The following is a 16,890-nucleotide window of genomic DNA, read 5'->3' on the forward strand; positions in this document are numbered from 1 at the left end:
GCTCGACTACCAATGCTTCGAGCTCCTGCGAGGCCCGTTCGCGGGCTTCGATCAAGGCGCGCACTTCGTACTGGCGCAGGCGACTGCGCACGGCAGCCTGGACGGCACTGGTCAGGGTGATGCTCTGCACCGGACGTTCGAGCAGGGAGACATTGCGCAGCGCCGCCACCATCCGCTGTCTCCAGGCGGCGACCGCCGGCTGCTGGTGCTTGCTGGTGAGAACGACGAAGGGAAAATCCGACCAGGCCGGTTGCTGCTCGACCCAGCCGGACAATGCTTGCAGGTCATGGCCGAACAGGCCTTCTTCGGCGATGAACACTGCGTCAGCATCAGTTTCGGCGTGTTGCAGCACCTCATCGACGCCGTGACAGACCACTGCATCCATGCCGCTGCGGCGTAGCAGTTCGGCTGTGGCCGGGCCATCCCGGCCGATGGGCGCGTAGACGGCAATCCACGGTTGCTCTGGTTTAGTGGGTGTTGTCATGCTCGTCTGTCAGTAGCTGAGTCGCATCACCGGTGTATTCCGGCTCGCCCGATAGAATTCCGCTGAAGTGACTGAGCGGTGGCCCGACCTGTACGCCGGTAGTGCTGAGTCGATACTCGCGAACGGTGTTTTCGTGTCGCCCGCTGCGCTTTTTGATGACGGACAAGGCCCGGCGAACGATGCCGGCGTGTTCGAAGTAGCGCAGCATGATAACCGCATCGCTGAGGTAGCTGATATCGATTGGCGTATCCATCGGGCCCACCAGCCCGTGCTGAGCCAGCACCATGATGCTGATTACGCCTTTCTGTCCCAGATAGCTCAGCAGTTCGTGCATCTGCAGGATCAGGAAACGGCCGTCCGGCATTGCGTGCAGGTAGCCGTTGAGACTGTCCAGGATCACTAGCCGTGAGCCTTGCTTTTCCACACTGCGCCTGACGGCTGCTGTGAATTCGCCGGGCGACAGCTCGGCTGGGTCGATCTGTTGCAGATGCAGCATGCCCTGTTCGATCCAGGGCTCCATGGCAAGCCCCAGCGAACGACCGCGCGTCAACAGCGTACCGATGTTTTCGTCGAAGACGAAGAAGGAGACCTGCTCGCCGCGCTTGCATGCGGCGACCGCGAAACTCAGCGCCAAGGACGACTTGCCGACGCCAGCGGCACCGACGAACAGCGCGTTGGTGCCGCGCTCCAGACCGCCGCCTAGCATCATGTCCAATGCGGGGTTGCCCGAAGACGCCGCTTCGCCAATGTAACGGGAGTGATGCTCGGCCGCGATCAGGCGAGGGAAGATCTGCAGCCCGCCCTTGCGGATGACGAAGTCGTGATAGCCGCCGCGAAACTGGATGCCGCGCATCTTCACCACACGCAGACGCCGCCGCTCCGCGCCGTAGTCGATAGCCAACTGTTCCAGCATGACTACGCCATGTGAGATCGAATGCAACTGCAGGTCGCCCGATTCCGAGGTCTGGTCGTCCAGCAGAATCACGGTGCAACGGCGGGTGGTGAAGAAGTGCTTGAGCGCCAATACCTGGCGCCGATAGCGCAACGGGCTCTGCGCCAGCAGTCGCATTTCCGACAGGCTGTCGAAGATTACCCGGGTCGGGTTGGTTTGCGTCACACGGTCGAAGACCTGCTGGGTGGTTTCGCTCAGCTCCATCTCGGCCGGGTGCAGCACGGTCAGTTCGAGGTCCGGATCAAGGCTGTCTTCCGGCGTGACCAGTTCGAACACGTCGATACCGTCAAGTGACCAGCCGTGGCGCTTGGCGACCAGTTCCAGCTCTTGCTTGGTTTCCGAGAGGGTCACGTAGAGCACGCGCTCACCCTGGCGGACGCCTTCGAGCAGAAACTGCATGGCGATGGTCGTTTTGCCCGCACCCGGACTGCCTTCATAAAGATACATGCGATTGGCGTCGAGGCCGCCGCCGAGAATATCGTCCAGGCCGTCGCTGCCGGTGGAAATACGTGGGAGTTCGTCGTCCGGGTTGAAGGAAGGATCAATTGAATCGGTCATTCCATACTCCTTGCGCAGGCTTCTGTCCGAAAAGAAAGCCGCGTTTGTTGTTCCAGCCGACCGTAACCCTGAAGCAGAGAAGGCCATGCCGGACACGCCCGAAAAATGCCGTGTAGGCGGTCGGGCAAAAAACCTCTCGAAGGATCGTCAGAGGCATGCCGAGCGAGCTTATTACAGGTGGTCGGCAGGCGATAGCCGAGGGGCGCAGTCAGCTAATCCGACTCGCTTTTCCAGCGCCCGTTCCGTATCGGTCGGTTTGGCGGATGCGCCCAGACGGCCTTGTCACGCCTGTAATGGCCGGCCTTACGACGCCGGTCGGCGTTTCGCTTGTTGCGCTGAAGTCTACCGGCCAAGCTGACGAAGGGCGGCTAACGACTGTTTATCCATACAGATAAATGTTGCCTTGGGCATCATCGCTGCGCATGCTGTGCGCCATCCATAAGTGATTCAGTAAAAACCCGATGCGGCTGTTTCTCTGCGAAAAACCTTCCCAGGCCAAGGACATCGCCCAGGTGCTTGACGCTACGCGGCGTGGCGATGGCTGCTGGTTGGGTGCGGGCGTCACGGTGACCTGGTGCATTGGTCATCTGCTGGAAACCGCGCCGCCGGATAGTTATGACGCGCGTTACAAGCGCTGGGTGCTGGCGGATCTGCCCATCGTGCCCGAGCGCTGGAAAATGCAGGTGAAGCCCAAGACCGCAAGCCAATACAAGGCGGTCAAGCGTCTGCTGGGCGAGGCGCAGGAGCTGGTCATAGCCACCGACGCCGATCGCGAAGGCGAAATGATCGCGCGCGAGCTGGTCGAGCATTGCCGGTACCGCGGGCCGATTCAGCGGTTATGGCTGTCGGCGTTGGATGATGCCTCGATCCGCAAGGCGCTCGGCGGGCTGCGTGCCGGTGCGGACACCTTCAATCTGTATCAGTCTGCTTTGGGCCGGTCGCGGGCGGACTGGCTGATCGGCATGAACATGAGCCGGCTGTTCACTCTGCTCGGAAGGCAATCCGGCTATCAAGGCGTGCTGCCGGTGGGCCGCGTGCAGACGCCGACGCTGCGGCTGGTGGTCGACCGCGATCGCAGCATCGCCGACTTCGTGCCGCTGCCGTTCTGGGCTATCGACGTGCAATTGCTTGGCGACGGCGTGCCGTTCACCGCGCAATGGCGAGCAGCGGAAGAGTGCTGTGATGATCAGGGCCGCTGCCTCGACCGGAATCTTGCGCAGCAGGCTGCAGATGTCATGCGCCAGACCGCTAAGGCGAGGCTGCAGAAACTCAAGACCGAGCGCATGCGTGAAGCGGCACCGTTGCCGTTCGATCTCGGTACGTTGCAGGAAATCTGCTCGAAAAAGCTCGGGCTCGGCGCGCAGGAAACCCTCGATATCGCCCAGTCGCTGTACGAAACCTACAAGTTGATTACCTACCCGCGCAGCGATTGCGGCTATCTGCCGTTGAGCCAGCACAGCGAGGCGCCCGCGATCCTTGGCGCGCTGGCCGGAGCTGACCCGACCCTAGCTGTGCTCAAGCCGTACCTTGACGCTCGGCGCAAATCGCGCGCGTGGAACGATGGCAAGGTGGGCGCGCATCACGGCATCATCCCGACCGCGGCGGCCCGTTCGCTGGAGCGGCTGACAGGCAAGCCGCGTGCCGTCTACACGCTGATTCGCGCCCGATACCTGGCGCAGTTTCTGCCCAACCACGAGTACGACCGCACGCAGGCGGATTTCGATTGTGCTGGCGAGGCGCTGCGAGCGGTGGGCAAGCAAGTCGTCGAACCGGGCTGGAAGCGCGCCTTGCCCGAAGCCGTCGCGGCCAGCCGCAGCCGGTCAGTTGATGCAACGGCTGCAACGACCGCGGCGACGCAAAGCCTGCCGGCCTTGCAGCAGGGGCAGATCTACCCGGTGGCTGATGTCGCGCTCAAAGATTTGTGGACCCAGCCGCCCAAGCCTTTCACTGAGGGCGATCTGATCAAAGCAATGAAAAACGTGGCCAAGCTGGTGGACGATCCGAAGTTGAAACAGAAGCTCAAGGACACCACCGGCATTGGCACCGAAGCGACCCGCGCGGGAATCATTCAAGGCCTGCTCGACCGTGGCTACCTGACCAAACAGGGCAAAGCATTGGCGGCCACGCCGGCGGCCTTCAGCCTCATCGACGCCGTGCCGCGCGCCATCGCCGATCCCGGCACCACGGCGATCTGGGAGCAGGCGCTGGACATGGTGCAGAGCGGGGAAATGAGCCTGGACGAGTTTGTTACCAAGCAATCGGCCTGGATGAGCAAGCAGGTCGAGCGTTGCAAAGGCCTCCGCCTGACCATTACCGGCCCGGCCGCATCTGTCAGTCGTGCCGTGCCCTGGAAGATGCGCAAGAGCACCGGCCGCGAAGCCTCGCCTCGCAAGCGCCGGGGAGCGAAGTCACCCAGCCCGGCGTGAGGGCTGCGCGATCACGTCCGGCTAACACCCGAGACACCGGGGCGCTGTGGTCCAAAGCAAACGCCGTTCCACGCGCTCCTGCGCTTGGGGTGACGCAGCATCGACGGCCATCGGACCTGCAGGCCCGGCAGTTCGCGTTTAGAATGCGCGCGCCTTTTTCGAGACGACCCGATCATGCAGCCCGACGCCCTCGCCACCCTCCAGCAACACCTCACCCAAGCCCTGGGCCAGGTGCCCGACGAAACTCGCCGGATCTTCCACGGTCGCGGTCGCTGCTGGGCCGGGCTCGAGCACGTCACGGTGGATTGGCTGCAGGGCGTTGTGCTGGTGTCGCTGTTTCGCGAGCCGGCGGCGGCGGAACTGGAGGCGTTTGTTGAGATCCTGTTGGCGTTGACCGGAGCACAGGCATGGGCGGCGAGCGGGGCGCATACGCTGTTGCTGCAGCACCGCTACCTGCCGGACAGCCATATGCAACGGCTGCTTGGCGAGCCGGTCGAGGAATGGGTAATCAGCGAGAACGGCCTGCGCTACAAGCTCGACCTGGGCATCAAGCAGAACAACGGGCTGTTTCTCGACATGCGCTACGGCAGGCGCTGGGTACAGCAGCAGGCGCGGGGCAAGCGTGTGCTGAACCTGTTCGCTTATACCTGCGGCTTTTCGGTGGCGGCTATCGCTGGCGGCGCGGAGCATGTGGTCAACCTCGACATGGCGCGCGCGGCGCTGAGTCGTGGGCGCGATAACCATCGCCTCAACGAACATGACCTGAGCCGGGTTACTTTTCTCGGCCATGAGCTGTTCAAGTCGTGGGGCAAGGTGAAGAAGACCGGCCCTTACGATCTTGTAATCATCGATCCTCCGTCATTTCAGAAAGGCAGCTTTGCGCTGAGCCGCGATTACCAAAAAATCCTCAGGCGCCTGCCGGAGCTGCTCACGGAGAATGGGACAGTACTGGCCTGCATCAACGACCCGGATACCGGGCCTGATTTCCTCATCGAGACTATGGCGGCCGAAGCGGCGGAGCTGGTGTTTCAGGTGCGGCTGGAAAACCCGCCGGAATTCCCTGATATCAGTCCCAGCAGTGGCCTCAAAGCTCTTGTGTTCAATCGCTGCCTACCGTAGATGGTGCGGGTATAAGGTGGGGCGGTCAGCGCTTTCGCATGTTGTTCATCACGACTGCGGAAACGGTGGTGACTGCTCGGCAGGTCCTTTAACGTCTAGCCCGCAGGGCAGGGCGCCCAGACACGACGTATCAGCGTCGGGCCAGTCAATCTTTTCGGCCTTTCGCTCGCGCCGTGAGACCAGCGTTGAAAACGAAACTGCCGGCACAGGGCCGGCAGTTTCGCGTGTGGCGGTATTAGTGTTGCGTAACGATTGCCATGTTGTTGATGCCTGCCTGGGTGATCAGCGCATTGTTGCCCAGGCCACTCTGAACGGCCAATGCCTCGTTTCCTGCGCCATTCTGCGCAACCGTAGCCTGAAGGTTGTCGCCATACTGGGAGACGGTGGCGTCGTTGCCGAAACCGAACTGGTTGACGTTGGCCAGGTTGTAATCACCGTCCTGGGCAATATCGACGTCATTGTTGGCGATGTTGCTGGAGCCGGTGATGCTATTTCCGGTCCCTTCCTGTACAGCGGTCAGCGTATTACCGAAGCCCGACTGGTCGAAGTCCAGCGAGTTGCTCCTGCCGTACTGATCGACAGTGGCGTCGTTATAGCCGCCGCGCTGATCTACGGTGGCGATTTGGTCGCGGCCATTCTGATCGATCGAGGTCGCATTGCCGGCCCCGTACTGGCTGGCCTTCGCGGTGTTGCCGTTGTTCTTCTGAGTGACGTCGGCTTGGTTGTCGTTGCCTTGCTGGTATACGAATGCGTTCTGATTCCTGCCGCTTTGGTAAACAGCCAGATCGTTGCGCTCACCACTCGAATAGGTATAAGCCTCCTGGCTCAAGCCTGTTTGATTCACATAAGCATCGTTGTCGGTTCCGACCTGTTCGACTTCGGCGACCGAGCCAACGCTCCATGTCTGGACAACCGTGGCATCGTTCTGTTCGCCGCGTTGATCAATCAGGGCGCGGTCGCTGGCGCTGAAGGACTGGCTGACGGTAGCGTTGTTGGAATCACCGTCTTGGAACAAGGCGGTTTTGCTACCACTGGCCGCGAACTGATAGCTCGAGGCGGAGTTGTCCGCGCCTACTTGCTTGGTGAAGGCATCAACGCCATAGGTGCCGTTCTGTTCGGTATTGGCAACGTTGCGGCGTCCTTCCTGACGCTGTCCGGCACTGCTGTATACCACGCTATCCTGGCTGACGCTGGCTTCATTGTTGAACCCGTACTGCCATTGCACGGAGCTGCTGTTAATAGTCAGGTTCTGGTCGACGTCTGCCTTGTTGAAGTTGCCGGTCTGGGTTTGCAGCGCAGAGGAAGAAGACGAGTTGGTCTGTTCGGCCATCGCGCCGTTGCCCCAACCACTCTGCACCTGTTTGGCCGAGTTTGAACTGCCGAAGCTCTGGGTGACTTCGGCACTATTGTTGACACCGTTCTGGCGTTGTTCGGACGTGTTATTGGCGGCCATAGCCTGGGTGGCGGCGACGGTCAGCAGGGCAGCTACAAGGGGTTTGATCTTGAACATTGTTGTATCTCCATGGAATGTTTTCAGCGGTACTTCCTGGTGGTGCTTTTTTAGCGGTACTGGCGGACCAGTACGCTCAGACCTTGGCCATGCTGCGTGACGCTGCTGCGATGCCCGGTGCCGGTCTGTTCGATCAGCGCGTTGTTGTATGCGCCGTACTGTTCGATACGGGCCTCGTTGTGGCTGCCCGATTGAACAATTAATCCCAGGTTGTGGCTGCCTTGCTGCTCGATGGAGCCATCGAGGGCATAGCCGCTCTGGAGAATGAAGGCCTCCAGTACGTTGCCGGTTTGGGTGATGTCTGCCGCCATGCTGTCCCCGGCCTGCGCGACGAGAGCGAGGTTGCTCGCGGTAGTACCGGTTTGCCCCAGTGCGACCATCTGGGCCCGACTAGAGGCGATTTCGTTAGGCGCCAGATCCAGCGAATTGGGAAGGCCAGCGGCCTGGAGAATAGGGCTGCTTAGCGCTGCGAAAAGCAGCGGCAGCAGCGCTTGGCGGGCAATCCTTTGCGCGTCCATCATTACTCATCCCTAGTTAAGTCGCGGTAGGTCATCCTGACTTAAACCGCGATCGTGCAAATCCATCGAACGGGTGAAACCGCTTCGTTTGTTATGGATTGGCTGGCGTGCCGAGATATTTCGCCAGTTGCTCCTCGACTGCGGGGCTGCTGTCGGCCGTTTGCCAAAGGCGACGATCGACGCCTTGGGCGATGAGGTGAGCAACGGCCGCCTCGATGGCGGACAGTACACAAAGCTGCGCCGGTTCGTTGGTGGTATAGCCGGCCTCGGCTTCGAGCAGTTCCTTGAATTCGATGAACTTGTAGACGTTGGCGCTGCGTCCGATGGAATAGATGGTTTTGGTGGTCATCACGTTGGACAGCACCTGGCCGCTGCGTACGTCGATGGCGCGCAGGTTGACCGTGACCTGGTCGACCCGATACTCCTGCGAGACGCCGATGCCTAGATAGCGAGCGCCTTGTCCGCCACTGCGCACGTTGGTTTCGTAGGCGACGATGGCGCCTTCCATGATGATGTTGGCCGCTAGTAGCGAGGGCAGGTCATCCTGGATATTGGGGGCCACGTCCGGCTTGGCTTGGGATGCACGAATGATCTTGCGCTCGGTTAGCACGTTCTGCAGACCCTCACGCTCAAGCACGACAAACCAGCCGCTTGCCTGCATGGCATCGACCAGCATGCTCGCTGCGCCCTGGGTGACCGCCGTCGAAAAGGAGCTGGCCGGGCTGGGCTTGTACTGCCCTGTCTGGTCGCGAAAGCCGTAGACCGCTGCTACCAACGGGCCCCGGGGACGAGGCAGTTCAAGCAGGTCCTGGTAGGTTGAGGTCCGCGGCGTGAGTGTTGGGGTTTCCTGGTCTGCCGACATTGGCTCGCGTACGGCGCAGCCTTGCAGAACAGCCATCATCCCGATGGCTACAAATAGGCTTCTCATGGCCTTTCTCTCCCTGATTATTGACCAATGATGATTTCGGAAATCTCGCCGGTTACCCGGTCGGTGATTTCGACGATCAGTAAGCCTGCATCGCCGTTGTAAGCACGCACAAAAAAGTCTGTGGTGGTGAGTGAGCCGGTCTCGCCTGATTGCGCATCTCTCAGCAGTTCACTCAGCAGGCTTGATTCGAGCTGACTGGTCAGGCGTTCCAGGTCGGACGGACGTTCATAAATCGACCGATCATATTCAACGGCGTCCGGATCCTTCTTGTCGTTCTGCGCCTGAGCACTACCCAGTAGCCATGCGCCGTTAAGGGGGCTGCCGCCAAACGATGGATTGACTGGGGTGTAAACCAGTTCGGTCGCACTCAGGCCGGAGCTGAGCAGCAATCCGCCCAAGAAGACGCCGGTAATTTTTTCTTGTAGCCGGTTCATAACTCATCCCTCGCGAGGTCAATGGTGTCTTCGAATAGTGCTTCGACTTTCTTACGGTTTACTTCTTGCAGCACGAAATCCGCTGCTTCATAAGCGGTCTGTTCCATGTCACTGACGTTCGGTTGCAGAAAGCGGCGATACACCGGCTGGTTGTTATGCTCCACCCAGACAAGAATCCCCCAGCGCGCCGATGGGCGCTCTTTAACGGCCAGGTTGAAATCCAGCGCGCTGGTGCTGTTCAGGCGTTCGCAGAACTTGCGGTAGAACTCCTGGCCGGACCGGGAAACGGTGTTGTTGGTGATGAACCCCTTGAGTTCGGCCTCGTCGGCACAGGCCTGGATGCTGATCAGCAGCATCAGGCCCAGACAGGCCGCCTTCATATACCGGCCTCGCCGACATGTCCAAGCACGAGCGACGCCCCCTGCGCGCGGTTGGACGCGCCCAGTTTGCCGAGGGCGTTATGGATATGACTTTTGATGGTGTGGGTGCTCAGGTGCAGGGCCTCGGCGATCTCAGCGTTCGAAAGGCCTTTGCCGGCCAAGGCCAGGATCTGCTTCTCCCGTACCGAGAGGTCGTCGATGGCGCGCGAGGCGTGAGTCAGCTGACGGTAGCGACCCAGCAGCTTTTCCATCAGCGCACGGGGCAACCAGTCGCCGCCCTCGAGGATGATGGCGACGCCGCGGCTGAAATTATTGCGGCTGGCGTTCGGGTAGAACACGCCCTTGATCCAGGGGTGCTGAACCAGCAACCGCCGCGCCTGATCGGCTGGGACATTGACCAGTGCTGTTGAGGTGTCGCGCAGTTGTCGAAGCAGGCGCAGGCAATCTTCATCCGTGAAGCTGCCTACGTCGAGCAGGACCAGATCCGCGTCGACGGTTCCGGGACGCAGCGTGCTGCTGCGCGCCAGACGCAACTGCCAGTCTGGACATCCAAGAAGGTGCTGTTGAAGCTGGCCATCCAGCAATTCGCTATTGGATAGCAGGACGAGGCGGGTAGGCGAGGCGAGCACCGCGGGGGCTTCATCGAACATATGCATTCCTTTGCAGAAAAGACTGTGGTGCGCCGGAAATCCATGGCCGGGACTGGCGCTTTGACATTGCCCGGGAAAAGATAGTTCAGGGTGGTGACAATAAAAAGTCGTTGTTGTGAGATTTCGCCTGTTTTCCGACGAAACACATCGCGCCATGTAGTTGAGGGGCGGTGAGAAGTGGAAAACAGACGCATGCCCGACTACATTCAACGGTCATTTTTATGAGTAGCAGGTGACGGCGATGTCCGAGCCGATGTTCTGGGTAGTGTTCTTCTCGGCTGCGCTGGCGCTCAATCTATCGCCCGGGCCCGACTTGCTGTTCGTTCTTTCGCGCACGTTGTCGGGTGGGCGGCGGGTCGGAGTGGCTTCGGTATGCGGGGTCTGTAGCGGTGCGTTGGTTCATGTCGCGGCCGCTGCCCTGGGCATATCCGCCATCATCGCGACCTCCGCACTGGCCTTCACCGTGGTCAAATACGTCGGTGCGGTCTATCTGCTTTATCTTGGCGTTCAAGCGTTGCGCTCTGCTGGGTCTGCCGCGTCGCTCAATCTCAAAGCGGTGCCTCGAGTCACCGTTTGGCAGGCTTATCGCCAGGGCATTCTGGTGGACGTCCTCAATCCCAAAGCGGCCATTTTCTTCATGGCGTTTCTGCCACAGTTCATACGGCCCGACCACGGCGCAGTAGCACTGCAGCTATTGGTGCTGGGTGTGCTGGTTGTGCTGGTAGCGGTCGTTGTGGAATGCGCCATGGTGTATCTGGCCGCCCGGGCAAGTTCGGCGTTGCGCGGTAATCGTCGTTTGAGTCTGTGGCTCGACCGCATGCTCGGCTCGGTGTTGATCGGGCTGGGTATCCGTCTCGGTTTGGCTGAGCGGGCATAAGCGGCATGGGCCATGTTTGGGAACGTCAGCGGCGGTTTCGGTCTCACAGGTATGCGGTGCGTTTTTCATGGACGCAACCGCGCAACCGGAAGGAGCGCTCATGTCTCTGTACAGCAAGAACACCACGTCCAACCTGATTCCCTGTTTGTGCTATCGGAATGTACCTGCGGCGCTGAAATGGCTTTGCCAGGTTTTTGATTTCGAGCAGCAGCGCGTGATCGAAGACGCACAAGTCGGCGTCATTCACGCCCAGCTCAGTTTCGGCAGCGGAATGTTGATGCTGGGGCCGGTAGCGGATTCCGAATATGGCCGCCAGGTCAGGCAGCCGGACGAAGTCGGCGGCATCTCTACACAAAGCATCTATGTGATCGTCAACAGTGCCGACGCCCTCTATACCAAAGCCAAGGCGGCCGGAGCCGAGATCGTCGTCGAGCTGAAAGACGAGGACTACGGCGGCCGTGGTTTCAGCTGTCGTGACCTCGAGGGGCATCTGTGGAACTTCGGCACCTATGATCCCTGGGCCGAGCCGGTCGCCGAGCAAAACGCTCCGCGAGGAGACTGCTGATGCGTTGCCTCGAGCTAGCCGACGCCAGCGTTCCCGTGATCGGGCAGGGTACCTGGCACATGGGCGAGAATCCGGCAGCGCGCCGCAATGAGGTGGCTGCGTTGCAACTGGGTATCGAATTAGGCATGACCCTGATCGATACCGCAGAGATGTACGGTGAAGGCGGTGCCGAAGACGTGGTCGGCGAGGCGATCCGCAACTGCCGGGATCAGGTGTTTCTGGTCAGCAAGGTCTACCCGCACAACGCCAGCCGCAAGGGTATCCCGCAGGCCTGCGAGCGCAGCCTGCGTCGTCTCGGTACCGACTGCATCGATCTCTACCTGTTGCACTGGCGTGGCCAGTATCCGCTGGCGGAAACCGTTGAGGCATTCGAGCGGCTGAAAGACGCGGGCAAGATTCGCCGTTGGGGTGTATCCAACCTGGATCTGGGCGACATGCGCGAGCTGGATGCGCCGGATTGTGCTGTCAATCAGGTGCTCTACAACCCGCAGGAGCGTGGCATCGAGTTCGATCTGTTGCCCTGGTGCCAAATGCAAGGCATGCCCGTCATGGCTTATTGCCCACTCGGGCAGGGCGGGGACCTGTTACGCCATCAGGCGATCCTCGACGTGGCACGGCAACACAATACGGAACCTGCCCAGATCGCGTTGGCATGGGCGCTGCGCCAGCCACAGGTGCTGGTGATTCCAAAGTCATCCAACCCTGTTCATCTGCGAGCAAATGCCAGCGCGGCGGAGCTGAGCTTGAGCGCCGACGACCTGGATCTGCTCGATAAGGCCTTTCCGCCGCCCTCCAGATCCGAGCCTTTGCAGATGGTCTGAAACTTCGCCGCCTGGGTGCTGCGGGAGGAATGTTTGCCTCGCGGCAGGTGTCAGCTTATGACTGACAGCAAACCGGAGAAACGAAGATGAGCGAGTCCAGACTCGACGGCGTGGTGGTGGTCATCACTGGCGCCTCCAGCGGTATCGGCCGCGCAGCAGCACAAGCGTTTGCGCGTGAGCAGGCCCGAGTGGTTCTGGCGGCGCGTGACGAGGAAGCGTTGCACGAAGTGGCCAATGAATGCCGCGCTTTGGGGGCCGAGGCGCTGGTGGTGCCGACCGACGTGACGCTCAGTGATTCGGTCGAGCAACTGGCCAGCGCGGCCGCTGAGTTCGGGCGGGGCTCTATCGATATCTGGATCAACAACGCAGGTGTCGGAGCGGTCGGCGCATTTGACGAAACACCGCTGGACGCCCACGAACAGGTCGTGCAGACGGATCTGATCGGTTATTTGCGCGGTGCGCATGTGGTCCTGCCGTATTTCAAACAACAGAACGGCGGCATTCTGATCAACACGCAATCGGTGGGTAGTTGGGTGCCGCAGCCGTACGCCGTGGCCTATTCGGCGAGCAAGTTCGGCCTGCGCGGGTTTTCCCATGCGCTGCGCGGCGAGCTGGCGCAGTGGCCGGGCATTCACGTCTGCGATGTGTATCCCTCGATGGTCGATACCCCCGGTTTTCGGGACGGCGGTAACTTCGCCGGTCGTTCGCTACAGCCGCCGTCACCCTTGTGCGACCCGCGTCAGGTAGCGGATGCGATGGTCAGTCTCGCCCTGCATCCACGGCATACGACCTCGGTCGGGCTGGCTGCGACGCTGCTTCGTTTTGCCCATTTCATTACGCCGGGCTTCGATCGTTTATCGGGCCTGTTTACGGGCGCCGCACTGAGCCGTGCCGATCGTGTCGCGCCGTCCGCGGGCAACCTGTTTTATCCGGCGTTGGGCGAGCGCCGAATCGACGGCGGCTGGCGCAGTGACGGGAAACACCAGCGCGCTTTGCTGCTGGCCGGTGGCATTGCCGCCGCGGGCATCGTTGGGCTGCTGCTGGCACGCCGCCGTTAGCGTTTCATGTTGTCGGGCTGGGGCAGTGACTGCAGCTAGTCAGGGCTTCTCTGGTAGACAGTCCAGCGAACCGAGGTCGCGCCTCATGTCCTGTAGGCGCTCATCGATCTGACGACGCTGGGTCGCGTCGGCCATGTCGTAAAGGTCGAGGACCAGGTCGATTGTGGCCTGCTCGACTGCCGGGAAGGCGGCGCGATAGGGCGCCGTCCAATAGACCTCTCGGTCTTGAAGCAGCCGAGCAACGCGCTCATCAAAATTGGCCTGGCCACGGTTGCGAACGGCGTCGACCAGTGATCGCTGCCACTGGGCCCGGTTATCGAGCCAGAGCCGATTCTGCTCGCTGAGCGCACTGGCCCATTCGTGGATGCGTTGACGTTGAGCTGCGCTGACTTTGCCAAGCCACAGCTCGGCGCGCTCTTGCATGCGGTCGGTGCGCTTACGGATTTGCTCGTCCAGCGGCGGTTGCAGGTATTTCTCCTCGCGCTCCTGATGGTCTTTCTCGAACTGCTCGTCCAGTTCCCGTACCTGTCTGTCATCGAGGTCTTGCAGCAGTTGTACGGTGGTCGGGGTGATTTCCAGGGCGATCGTTTGAATCGCCTCCTGGGCGCTTTCGTAGTGCGCCCGTAGTGCGGGTTCATCCAGCGATCCCTGGCGGACCTGAACCTGCAACTGCTCGATGCGATCCAGATAGCCCGGCAGTTGGGTGCGACAGTGCCAGCTGATGTGCTCGCGCAATTGCGCACGAAAACGCGTCTGCTGGTCACGGTTCATGTCCAGGTAATCGTTCAGCGACCAAGGAATCAGCAGGTCCAGATTGCGGTAGGCCAGATTCATACGGCTGCACCCGGACAACGCGACGGCACATGCCAGCAACAGCAGAATCGCTTTACCTCCAAGCGCTTGCCTGATCTGCATCGCAGCCCTCGTCTAGATGTCGGAACGGGTTTCGGTTGCGCTGTTCAATAGAGCCGCAAGTGCCTCGTCAGTTCGAGGCAAAACAGCAACGGCTTGTTTCTGCGAGAAAACGCCGGCGATCGCTGTCCTAACTCAGAGTGCGTAGCAAGCGCGACGCCCAGACCTGACAGAAATGCGGAGGTGGATATGCAGCGCAGGATCAAACATTTGACCGGGAATGAAGTGCCCCAGGGCTGGCGACCAACCTGGGTCACCTGTTGGGTGGTAGAGATCGACGGCCAGACGATTGCGGGACCGTACGCCTCCGAAGCGGAAGCGCAGGCTGTACTGGATGGGGAACAGGATCCCAAGCTCTCGCAGACGCCCACGCCACGGTGAAGGTTGTCAGAGGCACCGACTGGCGCACGGGTCCTCTCTCTCCGGGAGTGGCGGAGGCGGCTCGACCAGCTGGGAAACCAGCGCCAGGGCCTTGTCGAACGAGGGATAGCCGCTTTGGGCTACGTCGAGCCCGGCGTAGGCCTGGCGGTACTCCTCGGCCTTGATGGCGTTGCGTTGGTCCAGCAGGTAGGGCTCCTGATAGATCTTGTAGAGCAGCGCCACGGCATGCGGGTGACCTTTGGCGCGGGCCTCCTCGAGCAGGCTTAGGACCTGTTCGGGTTGTGGGCCTTGGCGGATCAACAGCAGCGCCTGGTAGAACTCGATCTCGCCTCGTTCATCGAGGCGAGCGCTACGTTCGAGTAGCGCATCGGCAAGTTCATAGCCGTTTTCGTCGCCGATGGAAATGAGGATCTTGGCCTGCAGCAAGTCGTTCTGATAGAGCAACCGCTCGGCACGGCAACTGCCGTCGTCGCCGGATTGGTTACAGGGCTGAGAGGCGCAGCCGCCCAGCACGACGAGCAGCCCGATCACCAGTGCATTCTTCATTGCTGCCTTGTTCCCTCTATTATTCAAGTGTGTAAGTGCGTGATCTGACCGGCGTATTCGACAGCTGTTCAGCCGGTCTCATTGCGCGGTGGCAATGGGCTGCAGCCCGTAATGGAACAGCAGGATCTGCCACTCGGGGTTCTCTGGCAAGTTGCGCAGGAATCTCTCGAGGTACAGCGTGGCAGCCTGACCAAGCGTATCGGCGATCCACAGATGTCGAGTGAACTGATACAGCGGCGTGTTCGAAACGTATAAATCCCGGAGTTGTTTCTCTTTACGGTAATAGAGCAGGGTGGAGCGCGGAATCAATAAGGTGCTGATGCGACCGGTGAGTAGCTTCTCGAGGTTTTGCAGGTCGCTCTGGACGTCCTGGCGCTTAATCGCACCGCTGGCGATATCCGCCTGGAGCCCTTCGTATCGATGCCCCAGCACGCCGCCCAGGATGAGGCCGTGTAGTGACTCGGGGCTTCCATATTCAACGGGGGCATCGGGTAGTGAGACGAAGTCCTGTTGATCCGTCAGCAACGGCTCCGACCATGTCCCGTTGGCTTCGCGCGCGACTGTGACAAAGGATGGCGTAGCCCAGAGTAGAACGCCGGGCCGTTGTTGCGCGATTCGTATATCCAGGCGCTTGCGCGGCAGGCTGACCAGCTCGAAGCGAAAACGCCGGTTGTTAGCAGCGTCATTGTTGAGCAGGTCGACGAAGGCATGCGACAGCCCTTTGCCGTCTTCGAGAATGAATGGCGGTGAGAAATGATAGGTCCACACCTCGACTCGTTGCTGGGCCCCGCAGACCAAGGGCAGCAGGACGAACATCAGCAACAGGACGAGTCTGTGCATGGTGAACCTTTATCGTGGGATGGCGAAAGGCGACAACCTGGGTCTTTGACGACGACCGGCAGCTGGCTTTGTTCTCACTTGTCACGACATCAGCATAGTCCAGCGGCCGCAACGTGCGAGCAGCTATGACAGAGACGGTGCCCGGCTAGAAGCGTTCGTGTTCGCCGAGAAAACGCCACTCACCAACCGGTAGCTTGGCCATCGACAGCCGGCCGATGCGAATCCGCTTGCAGCTGACCATCTGCAAGCCGATGGCTTCGCAGAGCTGCTGGATGTCGCCGGCCTGAGGCGCCTTGAGCACGATACGCAGGCGGGTTTCGTTTTGCCAGCTGGCTTTGGCTTTGGGCAGGATCTTGCCGCGATGGCCGATCCCTTTGCCCAGCAACGCCAGGCCGCCTTCCTCCGGCTCGCCAGCAACCTCGACGATGTATTCCTGCTCTAGCGCATCGCGCGGATCGGCCAGTTTGCGGATCACCTCGCGCTGCTGGCTGAACACGACCAGGCCGCTGATGGCCTGCTCCAGCGGCAGAATGACGGTCTGGCGCGCGAAATGACGCGCACGAGGAGCCAGGCGCGAGCCGTCGCCGCTCCAGTGGCTGGCCTCGGCCAGTTGCTTCAGCGCGTCGGCGGCCTCTGCAGCTGTAGGCTGGCCGGCGGGTTTGTGCAGCAGCAGGGTGACCGGTGGCAATTCGGACGCGGTGGCGCCGGGCAGCAGTTCGATACGCTGCTCGCCGACTTTGAAATAGGGAGTTTCGATGACCTGTCCGTCGACGCTGACCCAGCCTCCCTCGATATACAGCTCGGCCTCGCGCCGGGAACAGCCGAGCTGCTCGGCGAGGCGTTTGGACAGGCGTATCGGGTCAGTCATGGCGGGCTCGGGTGTTTCGGAAGGGAAAACCTGGCGAGCCACTGCAAACGCTAAAAAGCAGTG

General features: G+C 60.9%; 18 protein-coding genes and 1 pseudogene. 7 read left to right on the plus strand and 12 right to left on the minus strand.

The features are described from left to right. Positions 1 to 484: pseudogene (locus tag PSTU_RS20965) on the minus strand (hybrid sensor histidine kinase/response regulator); the annotation flags it as partial. After that, positions 468 to 1,994 carry an ATPase domain-containing protein gene (locus PSTU_RS0117430; RefSeq protein WP_019342297.1) on the minus strand — a complete coding sequence of 509 codons (1,527 nt, stop codon included), beginning with the start codon at positions 1,992 to 1,994 and terminating at the stop codon, positions 468 to 470. The gene PSTU_RS0117430 and the pseudogene PSTU_RS20965, both read right to left, overlap by 17 nt. Positions 1,995 to 2,455: 461 nt before the next feature. Here PSTU_RS0117430 and PSTU_RS0117435 point away from each other — a divergent pair, with 461 nt between their 5' ends. Together PSTU_RS0117435 and PSTU_RS0117440 are read left to right on the plus strand one after the other, a co-directional pair. Next, positions 2,456 to 4,420 (plus strand): DNA topoisomerase III, encoded by a 1,965-nt coding sequence (locus PSTU_RS0117435; protein ID WP_019342298.1) that lies wholly within the window; start codon positions 2,456 to 2,458, stop codon positions 4,418 to 4,420. 174 nt (positions 4,421 to 4,594) lie between these two features. Further along, on the plus strand, positions 4,595 to 5,539 hold the full coding sequence (locus tag PSTU_RS0117440) for a class I SAM-dependent methyltransferase (protein ID WP_019342299.1): 945 nt from the start codon (positions 4,595 to 4,597) through the stop codon (positions 5,537 to 5,539). 235 nt (positions 5,540 to 5,774) lie between these two features. Here PSTU_RS0117440 and PSTU_RS0117445 read toward each other — a convergent pair whose 3' ends face one another. The 6 genes from PSTU_RS0117445 to PSTU_RS0117470 form a co-directional block, all read right to left on the minus strand. Then, positions 5,775 to 7,049, minus strand: a complete 1,275-nt coding sequence (locus PSTU_RS0117445; RefSeq protein ID WP_019342300.1) for a hypothetical protein — start codon at positions 7,047 to 7,049, stop codon at positions 5,775 to 5,777. 50 nt (positions 7,050 to 7,099) lie between these two features. Continuing rightward, positions 7,100 to 7,567 (minus strand): curli production assembly protein CsgB, encoded by a 468-nt coding sequence (locus tag PSTU_RS0117450; RefSeq protein ID WP_413771564.1) that lies wholly within the window; start codon positions 7,565 to 7,567, stop codon positions 7,100 to 7,102. A 91-nt stretch (positions 7,568 to 7,658) separates the two neighbouring features. Next, positions 7,659 to 8,495, minus strand: coding sequence for a CsgG/HfaB family protein (locus PSTU_RS0117455; RefSeq protein WP_080571221.1), 837 nt, complete (start codon positions 8,493 to 8,495; stop codon positions 7,659 to 7,661). A 17-nt stretch (positions 8,496 to 8,512) separates the two neighbouring features. Beyond that, positions 8,513 to 8,929, minus strand: a complete 417-nt coding sequence (locus PSTU_RS0117460) for a curli assembly protein CsgF (protein WP_019342303.1) — start codon at positions 8,927 to 8,929, stop codon at positions 8,513 to 8,515. Next, positions 8,926 to 9,309 carry a curli production assembly/transport protein CsgE gene (gene csgE / locus PSTU_RS0117465; RefSeq protein WP_019342304.1) on the minus strand — a complete coding sequence of 128 codons (384 nt, stop codon included), beginning with the start codon at positions 9,307 to 9,309 and terminating at the stop codon, positions 8,926 to 8,928. Before csgE ends, PSTU_RS0117460 begins: the two co-directional genes overlap by 4 nt. Then, positions 9,306 to 9,959: a helix-turn-helix transcriptional regulator gene (locus PSTU_RS0117470; RefSeq protein ID WP_019342305.1), complete on the minus strand. Its 654-nt coding sequence runs from the start codon at positions 9,957 to 9,959 to the stop codon at positions 9,306 to 9,308. The genes csgE and PSTU_RS0117470 overlap by 4 nt, the downstream gene beginning before the upstream one ends. A gap of 241 nt (positions 9,960 to 10,200) precedes the next feature. Between PSTU_RS0117470 and PSTU_RS0117475 the strand changes: the two genes are divergently transcribed. From PSTU_RS0117475 to PSTU_RS0117490, 4 genes are all read left to right on the plus strand, one after another. Continuing rightward, positions 10,201 to 10,836 carry a LysE family translocator gene (locus PSTU_RS0117475; protein WP_019342306.1) on the plus strand — a complete coding sequence of 212 codons (636 nt, stop codon included), beginning with the start codon at positions 10,201 to 10,203 and terminating at the stop codon, positions 10,834 to 10,836. A gap of 100 nt (positions 10,837 to 10,936) precedes the next feature. After that, positions 10,937 to 11,401: a VOC family protein gene (locus PSTU_RS0117480; RefSeq protein WP_019342307.1), complete on the plus strand. Its 465-nt coding sequence runs from the start codon at positions 10,937 to 10,939 to the stop codon at positions 11,399 to 11,401. After that, positions 11,401 to 12,222, plus strand: a complete 822-nt coding sequence (locus PSTU_RS0117485) for an aldo/keto reductase (protein ID WP_019342308.1) — start codon at positions 11,401 to 11,403, stop codon at positions 12,220 to 12,222. Before PSTU_RS0117480 ends, PSTU_RS0117485 begins: the two co-directional genes overlap by 1 nt. A gap of 86 nt (positions 12,223 to 12,308) precedes the next feature. Continuing rightward, positions 12,309 to 13,280: an SDR family oxidoreductase gene (locus tag PSTU_RS0117490; protein WP_019342309.1), complete on the plus strand. Its 972-nt coding sequence runs from the start codon at positions 12,309 to 12,311 to the stop codon at positions 13,278 to 13,280. A gap of 39 nt (positions 13,281 to 13,319) precedes the next feature. Here PSTU_RS0117490 and PSTU_RS0117495 read toward each other — a convergent pair whose 3' ends face one another. After that, positions 13,320 to 14,195: a DUF6279 family lipoprotein gene (locus PSTU_RS0117495; RefSeq protein ID WP_019342310.1), complete on the minus strand. Its 876-nt coding sequence runs from the start codon at positions 14,193 to 14,195 to the stop codon at positions 13,320 to 13,322. Between the two features lie 186 nt (positions 14,196 to 14,381). Between PSTU_RS0117495 and PSTU_RS22310 the strand changes: the two genes are divergently transcribed. Further along, complete coding sequence (locus PSTU_RS22310; protein WP_019342311.1) at positions 14,382 to 14,573, plus strand: hypothetical protein; 192 nt, start codon at positions 14,382 to 14,384, stop codon at positions 14,571 to 14,573. A 6-nt stretch (positions 14,574 to 14,579) separates the two neighbouring features. On the opposite strand, the gene PSTU_RS0117505 is transcribed toward PSTU_RS22310, so the two are convergent. The 3 genes from PSTU_RS0117505 to PSTU_RS0117515 form a co-directional block, all read right to left on the minus strand. Continuing rightward, positions 14,580 to 15,119 carry a hypothetical protein gene (locus tag PSTU_RS0117505; RefSeq protein ID WP_019342312.1) on the minus strand — a complete coding sequence of 180 codons (540 nt, stop codon included), beginning with the start codon at positions 15,117 to 15,119 and terminating at the stop codon, positions 14,580 to 14,582. Positions 15,120 to 15,197: 78 nt separating this feature from the next. Continuing rightward, positions 15,198 to 15,959, minus strand: coding sequence for a substrate-binding periplasmic protein (locus PSTU_RS0117510; protein ID WP_019342313.1), 762 nt, complete (start codon positions 15,957 to 15,959; stop codon positions 15,198 to 15,200). 145 nt (positions 15,960 to 16,104) lie between these two features. Next, positions 16,105 to 16,827, minus strand: a complete 723-nt coding sequence (locus PSTU_RS0117515; protein ID WP_019342314.1) for an RNA pseudouridine synthase — start codon at positions 16,825 to 16,827, stop codon at positions 16,105 to 16,107. Between the last annotated feature and the right edge of the window lie 63 nt (positions 16,828 to 16,890).

Origin of the sequence: Stutzerimonas stutzeri SDM-LAC, assembly GCF_000235745.1 — a bacterium.
Taxonomy (GTDB): domain Bacteria; phylum Pseudomonadota; class Gammaproteobacteria; order Pseudomonadales; family Pseudomonadaceae; genus Stutzerimonas; species Stutzerimonas stutzeri_H.